Annotated in this window: 15 protein-coding genes and 1 pseudogene; 5 read left to right on the top strand and 11 right to left on the bottom strand. The window is 40.1% G+C overall.

The window, feature by feature from the left end; genetic code table 11:
* Positions 1-64: 64 nt before the first annotated feature.
* The 3 genes from FXN70_RS08065 to FXN70_RS08055 all read right to left on the bottom strand — a co-directional run bounded on the left by FXN70_RS08065 (position 65) and on the right by FXN70_RS08055 (position 2,806).
* Positions 65-1,000, bottom strand: a complete 936-nt coding sequence (locus tag FXN70_RS08065) for an FAD-binding protein (RefSeq protein ID WP_324646937.1) — start codon at positions 998-1,000, stop codon at positions 65-67.
* 18 nt (positions 1,001-1,018) lie between these two features.
* Positions 1,019-1,768, bottom strand: a complete 750-nt coding sequence (locus FXN70_RS08060) for an electron transfer flavoprotein subunit beta/FixA family protein (RefSeq protein ID WP_324646936.1) — start codon at positions 1,766-1,768, stop codon at positions 1,019-1,021.
* Positions 1,769-2,200: 432 nt separating this feature from the next.
* Positions 2,201-2,806, bottom strand: a complete 606-nt coding sequence (locus FXN70_RS08055; RefSeq protein WP_324646935.1) for a LysE family translocator — start codon at positions 2,804-2,806, stop codon at positions 2,201-2,203.
* Positions 2,807-2,918: 112 nt separating this feature from the next.
* Here FXN70_RS08055 and FXN70_RS08050 point away from each other — a divergent pair, with 112 nt between their 5' ends.
* Genes FXN70_RS08050 through FXN70_RS08040 form a run of 3 tightly spaced genes read left to right on the top strand, consistent with a single transcriptional unit; the run spans position 2,919 to position 4,661 of the window.
* Positions 2,919-3,404, top strand: coding sequence for an Lrp/AsnC family transcriptional regulator (locus tag FXN70_RS08050; RefSeq protein WP_324646934.1), 486 nt, complete (start codon positions 2,919-2,921; stop codon positions 3,402-3,404).
* A 34-nt stretch (positions 3,405-3,438) separates the two neighbouring features.
* A complete protein-coding gene (locus FXN70_RS08045) occupies positions 3,439-4,026 on the top strand; it encodes a GNAT family protein (protein ID WP_324646933.1) in 588 nt (195 codons plus the stop codon).
* Between the two features lie 14 nt (positions 4,027-4,040).
* The gene (locus tag FXN70_RS08040; RefSeq protein ID WP_324646932.1) at positions 4,041-4,661 is read left to right on the top strand and encodes an FMN-binding negative transcriptional regulator; all 621 of its coding nucleotides are present in this window, start codon (positions 4,041-4,043) and stop codon (positions 4,659-4,661) included.
* On the opposite strand, the gene FXN70_RS08035 is transcribed toward FXN70_RS08040, so the two are convergent.
* The 7 genes and pseudogenes from FXN70_RS08035 to FXN70_RS08005 all read right to left on the bottom strand — a co-directional run bounded on the left by FXN70_RS08035 (position 4,658) and on the right by FXN70_RS08005 (position 12,099).
* Positions 4,658-5,560, bottom strand: coding sequence for a tyrosine recombinase XerC (locus tag FXN70_RS08035; RefSeq protein WP_324646981.1), 903 nt, complete (start codon positions 5,558-5,560; stop codon positions 4,658-4,660). The two genes, FXN70_RS08040 and FXN70_RS08035, sit on opposite strands and share 4 nt — an antisense overlap.
* A gap of 60 nt (positions 5,561-5,620) precedes the next feature.
* Positions 5,621-6,234, bottom strand: a pseudogene (locus FXN70_RS08030) (alpha/beta fold hydrolase).
* Positions 6,235-6,394: 160 nt separating this feature from the next.
* Positions 6,395-7,240, bottom strand: coding sequence for a diaminopimelate epimerase (gene dapF, locus FXN70_RS08025; RefSeq protein ID WP_324646931.1), 846 nt, complete (start codon positions 7,238-7,240; stop codon positions 6,395-6,397).
* Between the two features lie 5 nt (positions 7,241-7,245).
* Complete coding sequence (gene lysA, locus FXN70_RS08020) at positions 7,246-8,496, bottom strand: diaminopimelate decarboxylase (protein WP_324646930.1); 1,251 nt, start codon at positions 8,494-8,496, stop codon at positions 7,246-7,248.
* Between the two features lie 18 nt (positions 8,497-8,514).
* On the bottom strand, positions 8,515-8,718 hold the full coding sequence (lptM, locus tag FXN70_RS08015) for an LPS translocon maturation chaperone LptM (protein ID WP_324646929.1): 204 nt from the start codon (positions 8,716-8,718) through the stop codon (positions 8,515-8,517).
* A gap of 135 nt (positions 8,719-8,853) precedes the next feature.
* Complete coding sequence (locus FXN70_RS08010; protein WP_324646928.1) at positions 8,854-10,251, bottom strand: amino acid permease; 1,398 nt, start codon at positions 10,249-10,251, stop codon at positions 8,854-8,856.
* 429 nt (positions 10,252-10,680) lie between these two features.
* Positions 10,681-12,099 (bottom strand): amino acid permease, encoded by a 1,419-nt coding sequence (locus tag FXN70_RS08005; protein ID WP_324646927.1) that lies wholly within the window; start codon positions 12,097-12,099, stop codon positions 10,681-10,683.
* Positions 12,100-12,352: 253 nt separating this feature from the next.
* Here FXN70_RS08005 and radA point away from each other — a divergent pair, with 253 nt between their 5' ends.
* On the top strand, positions 12,353-13,738 hold the full coding sequence (gene radA / locus FXN70_RS08000) for a DNA repair protein RadA (protein WP_324646926.1): 1,386 nt from the start codon (positions 12,353-12,355) through the stop codon (positions 13,736-13,738).
* Positions 13,739-13,942: 204 nt separating this feature from the next.
* On the top strand, positions 13,943-14,944 hold the full coding sequence (locus FXN70_RS07995) for a Tim44-like domain-containing protein (protein ID WP_324646925.1): 1,002 nt from the start codon (positions 13,943-13,945) through the stop codon (positions 14,942-14,944).
* Positions 14,945-15,081: 137 nt separating this feature from the next.
* On the opposite strand, the gene FXN70_RS07990 is transcribed toward FXN70_RS07995, so the two are convergent.
* Positions 15,082-16,257: a S1C family serine protease gene (locus FXN70_RS07990; protein ID WP_324646924.1), complete on the bottom strand. Its 1,176-nt coding sequence runs from the start codon at positions 16,255-16,257 to the stop codon at positions 15,082-15,084.
* Positions 16,258-16,289 lie beyond the last annotated feature (32 nt).

Genomic DNA, 16,289 nt, shown 5'->3' with positions numbered 1-16,289 from the left:
ATCTAACTAAATTTTAGCCATAAAAAAGCGCTCTTAAAGAGCGCTTTTCACTTTAATTTAAAAATTAAAGTTTAGAGACCAATTCAGGCACCACATCATTTAAGTCGCCAACTAACCAGTAGTCAGCAACGCTATTGATTGGTGCTTCTTCGTCTTTGTTGATCGCAACAATCACTTTTGAGTCTTTCATACCCGCCAAGTGCTGAATCGCCCCTGAAATACCCACCGCCATGTACAAATCAGGTGCAACAATTTTACCTGTTTGACCGACTTGGAAATCGTTTGGTACGAAGCCTGCATCAACCGCAGCACGTGATGCACCTTGCGCTGCACCCAACTTATCTGCTAATGGATCAAGCACTTTGTGATAATTTTCACCAGAGCCAACACCACGACCACCAGACACCACAATGCGAGCAGCCGTTAATTCAGGACGCTCAAGTTTTACAATCTCTTCGCTCACAAAAGAAGAAACACCAGCGTCAGCCGCTTCACCAACAGCTTCAACAGCAGCAGAACCGCCCTCGGCAGCCACAGCATCAAATGCTGTACCACGCACAGTACCTACAACAATGGCTTCTTCAGACTGAACAGTTGCAATTGCATTACCCGCATAAATTGGGCGTTTGAAGGTATTGGCAGACTCAACCGCAATAATATCGGTGATCATGCTTACATCAAGCAATGCCGCAGCACGTGGTAAAATGTTTTTACCTGTGGTGGTTGAGGCTGCTAATACATGCGTATAACCGCCTTTAGCTAAATCAGCAACCAATTTTGCTACATTTTCAGCCAATTGATTGGCATATACCGCATGGTCAGCAAGTAATACTTTGCTTACGCCTGCTACTTTTGCTGCTGCATCTGCAACAGCTTGAGCACCAGAACCCGCAACCAATACAGTAATATCACCACCGATTTTTTGAGCTGCCGCAACAACGTTTAAAGTCGCACCACCAAGTGCTTGGTTGTTGTGATCAGCGATAACTAAAATACTCATGATTTTATCCTTTGTGTATTAGATCACTTTCGCTTCATTTTTTAACTTTTCAACAAGCTCATCAACCGACTTCACTTGTACGCCTGCTTTACGCTCTGCAGGTGACTCAACTTTAATGGTTTTAAGTTTTGTGCCTGTTGCAACGCCATAATCTGCAGGAGATTTAGTTTCAAGCGGCTTTTTACGTGCTTTCATAATGTTTGGCAGTGCCGCATAACGTGGCTCATTCAAACGTAAATCTGTAGTAATGATTGCAGGAAGAGTCAATTCAACGGTTTGCAAACCACCATCAATTTCACGGGTAACTTGAACTTTACCCGCATCGACTTTAACTTCTGAAGCAAACGTACCTTGACCCGCGCCAAGCAATGCAGCCAACATTTGCCCCACTTGGTTAGAATCGTCATCAATGGCTTGTTTACCCAAAAGAACAAGTTCTGGCTGTTCTTGCGCGACGATACCTTTTAAAATTTTAGCAACTTCTAAAGCACCAATTTCATCCGCAGTTTCAACTAAAATACCGCGGTCTGCACCCAAAGCCATTGCAGAACGGAGTTGTTCTTGTGCTTCTTTCGGGCCAATCGATACCACAACGATTTCAGAGACAGTTCCTTTTTCTTTTAAGCGAACCGCTTCTTCCACTGCGATTTCACAAAATGGGTTAATCGACATTTTAACGTTTGTTAAGTCTACACCACTATTGTCAGGCTTAACGCGAACTTTCACGTTAGCGTCCACTACGCGTTTGACAGCAACAAGAGCCTTCATGTAATCCTCGGCTGTATTATCCAATGATAAAAAAGGGGGAAAAGTGAGACACTCTTCAAATTGATTTTTCGACACCTATCTTGCAATGCGTTTGGCATTTCGGTCAAGTCACATTTTCTAAGCCAACTTAGTTTTTGTCCAAAAAATGTGAATGATCAGTTCAAAAAAATTGATCCAAACACAGTACATTATAAATAAATACAAATATTTTTGATATAAAACATTAGCTTAAAATACAGTAGATGCAACAAAAAAAATTTAAACCATCAATTTTCTTCATGTAGCACATCAATAATTTTTAGGGGTTTCATGCTGTTTTATAGCGATCAAAATGTAAAAAATGCCATATTGGCTTTTTGATTAATCAATTAAGTGACATTTGGCAGATAAAAAAGCACCAGCTTACGCTGGTGTTGGAAAACTCAAAATTCATTAATGTGCAATCAACCATGTTGCAGCAAGCATAATCATGGTACCTGAGGTTGCATCTAACCAGCGTTGTTTGGTTTTATCAAAACCTGCTTTTTGTGTTGCTTTAACAAAAAGATACGCCACACTTAAATAAACAACAATACATAATCCAATGAAAATAAATGATAATTCTAAGCCTTGCAACACAGCATTCCCTGTTGCCTGCATAAACTGCGGTAAAATCGCAAAATAAATCAGCATGACTTTAGGGTTTAGTAAAGAGGTAATAAAACCTTTACGAATAGGATTCGGCGTATTGGTTTGTTCAATTTGAATACCTTTAGATTTAAACACCGAACGGAACAAACAAAAAGATAAATACATTAAATATGCAATTCCTAAAAAACGAATTGCATCAAACAACATTGGATAAGACACAATAATTGCAGAAATTCCAAGTGCCACTAAAATTGAATGTACCAGATAACCTGAACACACCCCGAAGGTTGCCATCATACCCGACCTAAAATCTTTGCCAATTGCTTGAGAAATAACAAAAAGCATGTCAGGCCCAGGCGTTAATACCAATGGCGTAATCGTCAATGCAAATAGCGTTAAATTAGACATTTCAGGTCACATCAAAGTACAAATAAAGAGGCGCTAGTATCTATTTTTCGCTATCAAATAGGGTTGCAATTATTCTATAATTTATATCAATTTTAGAATTAAATTCTATTTCATGAAATTATCATCAAATTATATTTCAATTCAGCTAGATCGAATCGATAAAAATATTATTCGGTCTTTGCAGCAGAATGGTCGCATCCAAAACAATGACTTAGCCAAACAGATTGGACTATCGCCTTCTTCTTGTTTACGACGGGTAAAGTTATTAGAAGAAGCAGGTGTAATTCAAAGTTACACCACTTTGGTCGATCCGCAAAAAGTGGGTTTACAACTAATTTTATTTTCTCGTATTTGGTTAATTGGGCAAGATGCTGAAACTATTGATACGTTTATTGAAGCCATGAAGGAATTACCACAAGTCATGGAATGCTATATCATTTTGGGTGAATGTGATGCGATGCTTAAAGTGATTGTGCCTGACTTAGACAATTATCGAAAATTTCAGTCAAGCCATTTAACTAAAAAGAATGGCATCACCAGTGTCAAAACTGATTTACCAAGCCAAATTATTAAACAAAGTTATCAGCTTCCATTGTAGGATATTGTTTTTAAAATAATAATCGGAGACCCAAATGGCCTTTGTTGAACCTGTCGTTTTATCACTTAATCAAGTTCGGCTTGAACCACTTGAGCAACAGCATTTAACAGGTTTAACCCATGCAACCCAAGATGGTGAAATTTGGAAAATCCGCATGACCTCAGCCCCTGCCCCCAATCAAGTGCAAGCTTATATTAATACCGCTTTAGCACAACGTGAACTAGGAACGCGCTTTGCTTTTGCTGTAATTGATGAACGTAGCGAAACTGTGGTTGGTACTACGGGTTATCACGATATTATGGCCAACATTAAACGCCTTGAAATTGGTTATACGTGGTATGCCCAAACTGCGCAGCGCACACACATTAATCGCAGCTGTAAATTATTACTATTACGCCATGCCTTTGAACATTTAAATGCCAATGTTGTAGGCTTTCGTACCGATCAATTTAATTTTGCCAGTCAAAAAGCCATTGAAAGCCTTGGGGCAAAAAAAGATGGAATTATACGCCAACATGCACAGCGCCCCGATGGCAGCATTCGCGATACGGTGATATATAGCATTATCCAAAGTGAATGGGACAATATCAAAACTCATTTATTATATTTATTAGATCGTTAAAAGGGAGTTTACACGTGTATCAAGTTCGATCTTTTGCAGAACACAACCCAAATGTACTACTCAATTTTATACAGCAACACCCACTAGGAACATTAATTACGCTATTTTCAGGCGAACCGAATGCAGACCATTTACCTTTTTGGGTTCGACCTTGCACAAATTCAAATCCTGTTTTACAAGCACATATTGCCAAAGCCAATCCGCTCTATCAGCAACTGCTACAGCATGGTGAAGCGGAAGTCTTAGTGATCTTTCAAGCCAATAGCCATTATATTTCACCTAATTGGTATCCTGAAAAAGCCATACACCACAAAGTGGTTCCAACATGGAATTATCAGGCCGTTCATGCCAAAGGTAAACTTCGCTTAATGCAAGATCAGACGCAACTGTTTGCCTTATTGCAACAGTTAACCGATCAAGAGGAAGCCAAATTACGGCAAAACAACCCATGGCAAGTGACCGATGCACCGCAGGCCTATTTAACGCAAATGCTTGAGCATATTATTGGTATTGAAATAGAAATTTCAGAGTTAATTGGCAAGTTTAAAATGAGCCAAAATAAAGCAACCGACACGCAAGCAGCTGTACAACAAGGACTACGCCAACAGGCTCAACTACAACATATTTCCAATTAATTCAAAAATTCTGACTTTTTTTGTGCCCGTGGATGACTTTTATCATAAACCTGTGCCAAGCGATTAAAGTCTAAATGGGTATAAATTTGCGTAGTCGATAAATTACTATGTCCTAACATTTCTTGAACCGAACGTAAATCACCACTTGCCGAAAGTAAATGACTGGCAAAACAATGGCGCAATAAATGTGGATGTAAATCGACATTTACCCCTGCCCGAAGCGCCTGATATTTGACCCGATTTTCAATTTGACGTGTTGTTAATGCATGACCTTTTTGCGAGATAAAAACAGGAAAGTCTGGCTGTAATTTCCCCATCCAAATCTGCGCAATACTCAACCACAGCAAGACACTGTCTTTGGCCTTTTGCCCAAATGGTACAATCCGCGTTTTATTGCCTTTACCAGTCACACGCAGTAATAATCGTTTAAAGTCGATATCCTTAATTTTTAAACTTTGCAACTCTGCCAAACGTAAACCGCTGGCATAAAACAGTTCCAAAATCGCTTTATCGCGCAACCACAGTTGCTGATCTAGCGGTTTTTTAGGTGTCGCTTGATCTAAAATTTTTTGAATTGTTTCAACATCAATCATCCCAGGTAAAGGACGCGGCTGCCGTTTAAGTTGAAAATCTTCGGTGGGATTCATGCTTAAATAACCACCTTGTTCTACCCATTTCATAAATTGCCGAATGGCACTTAAATGGCGCTGTAAACTACTTGAACTGAGTTGATCTTGCTCGACACGGGTCGCCAAATATTGACGTAAATCAGCGGCTTCAATTTGATGAAGCCCGAGTTGCTGCTGTGTGCAAAAATCAAAAAAATCTTGCACATCGCGCTGATATGCAAGCAACGTATGTGCAGATTGATTCTGAATTTGGCGCTCATTTAGCCACATCTGTAACAATTCGACCGCGAGTGGATCAGACCATGTCTTCAAAAAAATTTCCTTGATTGATTATTTGGCAACTTGGGCATCAAGGTAAGCTAAAATATGCTGTGCAACTTCGGGCGCATATTGATAGGCCAAATGATGATCACCCTGCTGAATGATTTTAAGGCTCGATTGTGCAAATTGTCTAGCTAAATACTGCCCCACCGCAACTGGACTAATTGCATCTGCATCACCCCAAATCAATAACACTGGAATTTGAATAGATCCCAACACAGCATCATATTGAATTTGTGTTGTCACAAACCAGTCTGGATAGTTTAAAAATTCTTGCTGATATGCCGTTCGCCAATCTGCTACATGAAACTCTGATAAATCCACACCGCCCGATGTTGCAATTAAAACCAAGCCTTTAACGTGCTCAGGTTTTTTAAAGCCGCAGCAATGGCTAAAATACCACCCATCGACTGTGCCACTAAAATAGCAGGCTGTTGAATTTTGTCTAAAACATATTGCTGTAATTGGGCAAAATTTTGGATGTTCGGATTCGGTGCTGCTACGCCAAAACCCGGATATGCAATCGTTTGGGTAGAACTTAATTTGGGTAATTGCTGTATTAATGGCTGCCAAAAATCAGTATTACCTGATGCACCCGGTAAAAAAATAAAGTGCTGTGTCATTGTTGTTTTTCTCTCATCGCTTTTTAAGTTTCTCAAGATTAAAAGCACCATCCTGAGATCGTGCTTTTAATCGACGCCTTGCATCATGGCTTAGACCCCTTTATTTCCCCCATAGGAAGAAATAAAAGCGCTGTATGTAAGAAGTCTAATCAACAAGAATTTAGCTTTGGAAGTAACGTAAGTCTAACCGACCATCGTACACTTTCGCCGTTGGCCCAGTCATCCACACCACATCGCCTTCGCGCCATGCAATATGTAAACGCCCACCTTGTAGCTCAATTTCAACTTCATTGGCCAATAAACCACGGCGCATACCACTAACCGCAGCCGCACAAGCACCCGTACCACATGCTAAAGTTTCACCAACACCACGTTCAAACACACGTAAACGCGCATGTTTTTCATCAATAATTTGCATGAAACCCGCATTCACGCGTTCAGGAAAACGTGCATGTGCTTCGACTTGTGGCCCTAAACCTGCCACATCGGCATTCATTACATCTGCAACCAAAGTCACGGCATGTGGATTGCCCATATTCACCACATCAATGGTAAGTGTTTCTTGATGCGCCAATTCAAGTGAATAAAGTGCTTCTTGTTCTTCGGCCAAAAATGGAATTTCTTCAGGTAAAAAACGTGGTTGTCCCATATTCACGCGCACCCATCCATTTGGGCCAAGCTCAGGTTCAACAATCCCCGATTTAGTCTGCACGCGAATTTTAGTTTTATGGGTCAGTTGTCGTTCATGCACAAAACGGGCAAAACAACGCACGCCATTGCCACATTGCTCAACCTCAGAACCATCTGCATTAAAAATACGATATTTAAAATCAACATTGGGTAAATCAGGTGGTTCAACAATCAATAACTGGTCAAAACCAATCCCAAAGTGACGATCAGCCATACGCTGAATGGTCACTGTGTCGAGATAAGCACTTTGTGTGACAAGGTCAATCACCATAAAGTCATTGCCCAAGCCGTGCATTTTAGTAAATTCTAATAGCATCGCAATTAACCCTCAGGCAACAGTTGTTCGTTCTGCCATAATGACTCAATCGTTTCACGGCGACGAATTAAATATGCGGTGTTACCATCGACCATAACCTCGGCGGCACGACCACGCGAATTATAGTTCGAGCTCATCGAAAAACCGTATGCACCCGCACCTGTAATTGCCAGTAAATCATTTGCTTCAAGGGCCAAAGCACGGTCTTTCCCTAAAAAATCACCCGTTTCACAAATTGCACCCACCACATCCCAGACTTTTTGCTCATGCTCTGGACGAGGATTAACTTCTTGAATATCCATCCATGCTTCATATAACGATGGACGAATTAAGTCGTTCATTGCCGCATCGACAATGGCAAAGTTACGGTGATTGGTCGGTTTAAGTAGATCAACTCTGGTCAGTAACACACCTGCATTGGCACTAATGCTACGTCCCGGTTCCATATACACTTTTAAACCTAATTTTTCTAAAGCAGGCTTCATTGCATTGGCATATTCAGAAACACTTGGCGGGGTTTCATCTTTATACACCACACCTAAACCACCACCAATATCAATATGTTTTAACTCAATACCCATCTCGGTGAGTTTTTCAATCATCACCGTTACACGATCAAGTGCATCAACAAAAGGTTTTGTTTCAGTCAGTTGTGAACCAATATGGCAGTCAATTCCAATAATATCTAAGTGTGGTAATTGCTGTGCGTAAGCATAGGTCTCATATACCGCGTCACTTGGAATACCAAATTTATTTTCTTTTAAACCAGTCGAAATGTAAGGATGGGTTTTCGCATCGACATCAGGATTAACCCTGAGTGAAATTGGCGCTTTTTTACCTAAAGCGGCCGCGACTTTTTCAATACGGTCAAGTTCTGCATAAGACTCGACATTAAAACAAGCAATCCCTACATTTAAGGCTTTTTCAATATCAGCTTCAGTTTTACCTAAACCCGAAAAAACGATTTTTGCAGCATCACCACCTGCGGCAAGTACCCGTGCGAGTTCACCGCCTGTCACAATATCAAAGCCCGCACCAAGCTTTGCCAATACATTTAAAACTGCCAAGTTGGAATTAGACTTTACCGCAAAACAAATCTGATGATCAATAAATGCAAAAGCTTGATCCATATCCAAATAATGCTTTTCAAAACTTTGTTTTGAATAGACATAAAGTGGGGTCGAAAACTGTTGGGCAAGTTGTTCTAATGAACACTGTTCAGCATGTAGAATCCCTTGGATACGAGTAAAGCTCATGGAAAAACAATCCTTATATTATTGAACTGAAGAAGGTGTAAGGTCTGAAGCAGTAGACTCAGCTTGATGTGGCTGTTTTTGGTCTTTAGGATGATAGAGCAAGTATTTAGGACGGGTGTCTAGATGCGGGTCTGAAGTAAGCTGTAAATCTCCTGATTGTCCACAGCCCGTTAATGCCAATAACGCTGCTAACCCGCTCATCGCGCAAATCAATTGACGCATGATCGACATCACCTTGTTGATTAATAAATTCACAGCAGTATACCGTGAAGATGCCCATCACCAAAGTCTTTCGTCTATCTTTATCAACAAAAACACCTGTTACAAGAACAGGTGTTTAAAAAAATAAAGCCAATATTATGGTTTCGGTTTATAGAACAAATAACCTATCCATAACAACACAAACCAAAGTGGGCTAACCTTTAAGGCAGCATAGGTATCAGGCTGTAATGACAGCACATACAACATTCCGACAAAGAAGATAATAACCATCCAACACGTGAATAATCCGCCTGGCAATTTAAATTTCGATTGCGCATGTAACTCAGGTCGAGTTTTATAATAATTGATATAACTCCAAATAATAATTAACCAAACAAAAATAAAAAATACAGTAGATAAGGTTGTCGCTAAAGTAAAAGCTTCGACGGTATTGGGCACAAAATATTGTAATGCTGCACCGCCCAACAAACACAATGCAGAAAAATACAGTGCATTGGCAGGGACTCGGCGTGAAGTTAAACGACCGAACATTTTTGGCCCACGACCTTCACGCGACAAACCAAATAGCATCCGACTGGTTGAAAATACCCCGCTATTCATGGATGACATGACCGAAGATAACACCACCAAATTCATAATAATTGCAGCCGCCGCAATACCTGCTTGGCTAAATAAACTCACAAAAGGGCTAACATTCGGATTAATGTGATTCCAAGGTGTCACCGACATCACAATTAAAAGTGCCAAAACATAAAAAATAATAATTCGAATTGGAATTGAGTTCACCGCTTTAGGCAAATTACGTTCGGGATTTTTTGTTTCAGCGGCAGTGGTTCCGACCAATTCAACCCCAACAAAAGCAAAAATTGCAATTTGGAAACCTGCTAAAAATCCTGCTAACCCTTTAGGGAAAAAACCACCATTTGCCCATAAATGGCTAAAAGATGCCACATCTTGCGTGGTTGATGTAAAACCTGTAACAACCATCCATAGTCCCACTGCAATCAATACCACAATGGCAATAATTTTGACTAAGGCAAACCAAAATTCCATTTCACCAAACAATTTTACGGTAACTAAATTCAGCCCCATAATAAAAAAGATCGATGCCATGCAAATGAATGCGGATTCACCCGCACCAAAAGGCTGTCCCGCATTAAAAAATTGCAAATAATTAATAATGGCAGATAGGTCGGCAATTCCGATGCTAATCCAACATAACCAGTAGGTCCACCCAACAAAATAGCCTGCCCACGGCCCAATTAAATCACTCGAAAAATCAATAAAAGATTTATAATTTAAATTAGATAGCAACAGCTCGCCTAAAGCACGCATTACAAAAAAGACCATTAAACCAATAATCATGTAAATCAACAAAATTGATGGCCCAGCTAAGCTAATGGTTTTTCCAGACCCCATAAATAGCCCTGTACCAATCGCGCCGCCAATTGCAATCAACTGTAAATGCCGATTCGAAAGACTCTTACTTAATTGTTCTTGTTGTACCGATATTTCTGATGAGCTTCTTTTCATTTCTTATTTTGCACTCCTGAATAAGTGATTCAAATACCACGCTATAACAGACTTCACCTTACCCACCTTGTGATGATATTTAGCCTAAAATCCACCGACAGCATAAATGCAGAATCGAATAGCGCATTCATTTTGGGCAAAAAACCATCAAATATTTAACATTATAAAGGAATACTCCCTCTCATAAGTGATTTTCGCACTAAATAAGTACATTAAACGCACTATAAGAGTTCGCTTTTTTCATTATTCGCTTTTTTTATTCTTTGATCAAATTTAGATATTATTTACTTATTGATAGTTATTGTTATTTTGTATTAAAAAAGTTACTACCAAACAAGAAAAATAATTCTACATTCTCTATTTCTGCACCATTTTAAGTCAAAAAAATACTGAGCACGTATGCTCAGTATTATTGATAAAAACGCTAAATTAATGCGACGAATTGTCTAATTTTTTACGATAGAAACCATAATAGCCAATTGCTAGAATAATTAACCAAATTGGACTTACTAAAAGTGACTTACGTGTATCCGGTTCTAAAACTAAAATTGCGATCGTAAACATGAAAAATACAATAACAACATAGCTCATGAATACACCACCTGGCATTTTGAAAATAGATTTTTCATGTAGCTCAGGCTTCAATTTACGGTAACGAATATAGCTCACCATAATGATGATCCATACTGATACAAATAGAATGACTGAAAGTGTCGTTGCCAAAGTAAAGGCTTCAATGGTGTTTGGAACGAAGAATTGTAATGCTGCACCACCCATAATACATGCGCAAGAGAACAATAAACCATTGGTTGGAACTGCACTTTTCGACAATTTACCCATTGCATCAGGTGCTTGGCCATCTTTTGCTAAACCGTAAAGCATACGGCTTGTTGAGAAAATACCACTGTTCATTGATGACATTACTGAAGACAACACCACCAAGTTCATAATCACCGCAGCCGTTGGAATACCTGCCATTAAGAATAATTCAACGAATGGGCTTTTGTTTGGAACAACGTGGTTCCAAGGTACAACAGACATCACGACAACTAACGATAATACGTAGAATAAAATTACACGAACAGGAATTGCATTCACTGCTTTTGGCAAGTTTTTATGTGGATCTTTTGCTTCAGCAGCAGCAGTACCGACTAGTTCAACCCCAATAAAGGCAAAGATGGCAATCTGGAAGCCTGCTAAGAAGCCTTCCAATCCTTTAGGGAAAATCCCACCATGTGACCAAATATTGCTTAATGATGCAACATCGCCATTTGGAGATTGGTAATGCGTAAAGATCATGTATGCCCCCACACAGACCAACGCAATAATCGCCACAATTTTAACAATTGCAAACCAAAATTCAGTTTCACCAAACAGTTTTACTGTGAGTAGATTCAAAACCAAAAGAATCACAACACAACCCGCACTAATCAGTGCTTGCCCGGCTGGAGTAAACTGCATGCCATCGGGTAACCAAAAGGTTAAATAGTTAATGACTGCGGTTAAATCCGCCATGCCTGTTAATACCCAACCAACCCAGTAAGTCCACCCCACGTAGAACCCAGCTTTTGGTCCGATTAAGTCATACGACATATCAACAAAAGATTTATATTCCAAATTAGAAAGTAGTAATTCCCCTAATGCACGCATAAGGAAAAACACCATAATCCCGATGATCATATAAATCAAAAGAATCGATGGGCCTGCCAAACTAATGGTTTTACCAGATCCCATGAAGAGACCTGTTCCAATTGCCCCACCAATTGCAATCAACTGCAAATGACGATTGCTTAAATTACGTTGCAGATCATGTGCTGAATGATCCGTATCTTGATTCGTCATAGTCATCCAGAAGGTTCCTTGTTACATTTTGTATTTCAACTAACAAATAACGTGCCAAGTTATCTGCCCTTCATGTTAATTGCTCATTTTTAACACAAGCAAAATTCCTTTATTTTTTCCGATGCTTAACTCGAAAGCAATTATACATACCCGCTTATTTTCATGTTGTAAAGCACAACTTATACTTTTTAATCCACGCGAATGAATATAAATTCGCTAGAATAATGTGTCAAAATAATCCCACAAGTGAATTCCCTACATGAGTAAAGTCAAGACTGTCTACCGCTGTGAACAATGTGGTGCAAGCCATCCTAAATGGGCAGGACAATGTAGTGAATGTGGCGAATGGAATAGCTTAATTGAAACCAAACTTGAACCTGCGTCCAACCATCGTGCCAAAGTTGGTCTTTCAGGTGGCTACTCAGGCCAAGCTGCAAAAATTACCACATTAAATAAAGTCTCTGTTTCACTCGAAAGCCGACTTGAAACAGGGAGTCAAGAATTTGACCGCGTGCTTGGTGGTGGATTGGTTGAAGGTTCAGTCGTATTGATTGGTGGCGATCCCGGTATTGGTAAATCAACCATTTTGTTACAAACGGCCACGCATATTGCCGAACAACAATCTGCACTCTATGTCACAGGTGAAGAATCGTTATCGCAAGTGGCACTTCGTGCACAGCGTCTTGATTTACCAACCACTCACTTAAAGGTCATGGCAGAAACGTGTGTAGAACGCATTTGTGAAATTTTGGCTGAGTTACGTCCCGCAGTTGCTATTTTAGATTCGATTCAAACCTTATATACCGAAACCTTACAATCTGCTCCGGGTGGCGTATCGCAAATTAGAGAATCAGCAGCCCTACTTACCCGTTTTGCAAAACATAGTGGTACGGCCTTATTTATTGTCGGCCATGTCACCAAAGAAGGTGCTTTAGCTGGGCCGCGTGTTTTAGAACATATGGTCGACTGTGTATTGTATTTTGAAGGTCAGACTGACTCTAGATACCGCATGATTCGTGCAGTAAAGAACCGTTTTGGTGCAGTCAATGAATTAGGTGTATTTGGTATGACCGATAAAGGTCTGCGTGGTGTGAGCAATCCATCTGCCATTTTTTTAAGCCGTTACGAAGAAGCCATTCCTGGTTCTGTGGTTATGATTAGCCGTGAAGGCACACGCCCACTGTTAGTAGAAGTACAGGCTTTAGTGGATGATGCTCAAGGTCAACCGCGCCGCGTTGCTTTAGGTTTAGAGCAGAATCGATTAAATATGCTCTTAGCAGTTATGCACCGTCATGGCGGAGTACAAACTTCAGGGCAAGATGTCTATGTAAATGTCGTTGGTGGTTTAAAAATTACCGAGACAGGTTCAGACTTGGCCGTTTTATTGGCCTGTGCTTCAAGCTTACGCGGCAAAGCGCTTCCACAACAATTAGCGGTATTTGGTGAAGTTGGCCTTTCTGGTGAGATTCGCCCCGTTCCGAATGGTCAAGAGCGCTTAAAAGAAGCGATTAAGCAAGGTTTTAAATCCTTAATTGTTCCCAAAGGCAATGCTCCACAAAAAACGATCGAAGGTGTAGAAGTGATTGCCGTTTCACGCTTACACGAGGCATTAGCACAAGCCATGCAATTAAGTGACGACCAGTAAAAGCCTGATCAAATCGTTAAACACCCACAAATGATGATTAAACACCTGAATCTATTTATATTTATTAAATATGAATAGATTGAGTACCCATCTCAATACTTCTGCGCTAAATTGTTAAAAATTACCTGATTACTCTTGAAATTCCCACTAAAAGGCTGCATAAAAGTAAAGCAAATCGTGATTTCTGTTCTATAGGAAAAATAAATGAATACTCGCCGTCGTGGCTTAGTTGCAAGTATGTTAATGGCAACTTTGGTGGTTTCACCGTTAGTTGATGCAAAACGTGTTGGTGGTGGTCAAAGCCGCGGCATGCAACGTTCTGCAGCACCAAGTCAGTCTTATCAAAAAGCACCTTCTTATCAAACTGCACCTGCTGCTACATACAACAACACTGCACCACAAAAATCAGGTTCAGGCGTTGGTAAAATGGTCGCTGCGGGCGTTGCAGGCGCTGCAGTTGGTGCAATTGCAGCGAATGCAATGGCAGATGATCGCCATTCAGCAACTGCAAATACCAATACAGCAACTGAACAAAGTGATCAGCAAGCAGCTCAACAAAAACAAGAAAAATCGGGCTTACCAGGCTGGATTTGGATTGTATTACTCGGTGGTATTGCTTTCTTTGTTTTCCGTCGTATGGAAGCAAAAAAAAAGTTAGCCACGAATAACCCATATGCACCAAATGCGAGTGGAAATGGCCCGTTTTCACAAGCACCAACAAATGTACGTAACAACGACAGTACGAATATTTTTGGTCAAAATGTAGGTGGCAATAATGCAGCGGCACCTCAAGCACCATTTGGTGGTACGGCCTATACCAACAATGGCAACCAATTACCTGATGGCACTGAACCTGCTGCTTTCTTACGTATTGCACGCCAACGCTTCAACCATGTTCAGTCGATGAACAGCGCAAGTAATATCGAAGAAATTCGCCGTTATTTAACGCCTGATCTTTACCAATCTATCTATCAAGATGTGATGGCAAACCAAGATCAAGACATTGCTGAATTTAGTAATTTAAATGCAATGTTGGTTGAATCGACTACCGAAAATGGACAATACGTTGCCAGTGTTCGTTTTACTGGTCAGGTTTCTGAAGATTTAAATAGTCAGCCAAAACCATTCTCGGAAATTTGGCATTTTGTTAAACCGGCTGGCTCTACTCAAGATTGGGTTGTTGCAGGGATTCAAGTCGAAAGCTAATTTTTTTAACTCATCAAAAAAAGCGCTTGGACAATCAAGCGCTTTTTTATTGCATCGTCATTTATCGGCTTATTGCATAAACTCTTTTATTTCCTGCCCTATAGACGGAGAATAAAAGATATCAATAAGCAATCTATTTAACGATTTGGCAAAGGAATGAATTGTGCATTGTTGTTTTTAACTTTACGCTCACCTACAGTTATATCCAATTTCAATTGTTCATTTTTACGTTGTACCAACAATTGAATAATGCTATTAGGCGCTTGTAATGCAACGTAGTTAATTAAATGCGAAGGTGAATTCATTTTTTCTTGGTTGACTTGCAAAATACGATCACCTGTTTGTAAACCCGCATGTGCAGCAGGACCATTACTTAAAACGTCTGCAACCAAAATTCCCGTCTGAGCCGTTTCAAAACCATCATTATGACGTATACCAACCAAACTAATGCCTAACCAACCACGAATCACACGACCGTCTTTTAAAATTGAGTTAAACACTTGCAAACAGATTTTGGCAGGAATTGCAAAACCAATACCCAAAGAACCACCCGATTGCGAGAAAATAGCCGTATTAATACCCACCAAATTTCCTGCCACATCAATCAATGCACCGCCAGAATTTCCGGGGTTAATTGCCGCATCCGTTTGAATAAAATCTTCGTAAGTATTAATCCCTAAATCGGAACGCCCTAAAGCCGAGATAATACCTTGCGTGACCGTCTGACCAACCCCAAATGGATTACCAATCGCTAAAACCACATCTCCAACCTCATTTCCACTTTGCTTAAATGGCAATACGGGCAAATTGGTTAAATCGACTTTAATTACGGCTAAGTCTGTATCAGGATCGGTACCGATCACTTTCGCTTCCGCACGGCGCCCATCATAAAGTGCCACTACAATTTGGTCGGCTTGTGCAATCACATGATTATTCGTCAGAATATAGCCATCCGAGCGAACGATTACGCCTGAACCTAAACTATTTTCATCTTGGTCTGATTGATCGGGTAATTTATCACCAAAGAATTTCTTAAATGCAGGATCATGTAACAAAGCATGATCATTACGTTTTACTTTTTGCATCGTAAAAATATTGACCACAGCAGGTGCTGCAACCTTAACTGCCGCATTATAAGATACGACAACACCCGATGAGGGCGTATTTAGCAGTGATGCTTGCTTTTCGACAGGCATTTGTACACTATCGGTCGCAATTGGTGCTTTTGCTGTATGAATTTTTTGCCACGTGAGAAAGCCGATAACGACTAAAATAAGCAACAACCAAGGTAACCATGAGAAAACTTTACGCACGTTCTCCCCCTCTATTTTGTTTTAATTAATTG

The organism is Acinetobacter sp. MD2 (genome assembly GCF_035615575.1).
GTDB lineage: Bacteria > Pseudomonadota > Gammaproteobacteria > Pseudomonadales > Moraxellaceae > Acinetobacter.
Note: the sequence above shows the minus strand (reverse complement) of the source record. Positions and strands in the feature narration are given on the sequence as shown.

Excerpts from the sequence above, each read along its gene's own strand:
- FXN70_RS08065 (WP_324646937.1), bottom strand. The coding sequence starts at position 1,000 with ATGAGTATTTTAGTTATCGCTGATCACAACAACCAAGCACTTGGTGGT.
- FXN70_RS08060 (WP_324646936.1), bottom strand. The coding sequence starts at position 1,768 with ATGAAGGCTCTTGTTGCTGTCAAACGCGTAGTGGACGCTAACGTGAAA.
- FXN70_RS08055 (WP_324646935.1), bottom strand. The coding sequence starts at position 2,806 with ATGTCTAATTTAACGCTATTTGCATTGACGATTACGCCATTGGTATTA.
- FXN70_RS08050 (WP_324646934.1), top strand. The coding sequence starts at position 2,919 with ATGAAATTATCATCAAATTATATTTCAATTCAGCTAGATCGAATCGAT.
- FXN70_RS08045 (WP_324646933.1), top strand. The coding sequence starts at position 3,439 with ATGGCCTTTGTTGAACCTGTCGTTTTATCACTTAATCAAGTTCGGCTT.
- FXN70_RS08035 (WP_324646981.1), bottom strand. The coding sequence starts at position 5,560 with ATGTGGCTAAATGAGCGCCAAATTCAGAATCAATCTGCACATACGTTG.
- dapF (WP_324646931.1), bottom strand. The coding sequence starts at position 7,240 with ATGCTATTAGAATTTACTAAAATGCACGGCTTGGGCAATGACTTTATG.
- lysA (WP_324646930.1), bottom strand. The coding sequence starts at position 8,496 with ATGAGCTTTACTCGTATCCAAGGGATTCTACATGCTGAACAGTGTTCA.
- lptM (WP_324646929.1), bottom strand. The coding sequence starts at position 8,718 with ATGCGTCAATTGATTTGCGCGATGAGCGGGTTAGCAGCGTTATTGGCA.
- FXN70_RS08010 (WP_324646928.1), bottom strand. The coding sequence starts at position 10,251 with ATGAAAAGAAGCTCATCAGAAATATCGGTACAACAAGAACAATTAAGT.
- FXN70_RS08005 (WP_324646927.1), bottom strand. The coding sequence starts at position 12,099 with ATGACTATGACGAATCAAGATACGGATCATTCAGCACATGATCTGCAA.
- radA (WP_324646926.1), top strand. The coding sequence starts at position 12,353 with ATGAGTAAAGTCAAGACTGTCTACCGCTGTGAACAATGTGGTGCAAGC.
- FXN70_RS07995 (WP_324646925.1), top strand. The coding sequence starts at position 13,943 with ATGAATACTCGCCGTCGTGGCTTAGTTGCAAGTATGTTAATGGCAACT.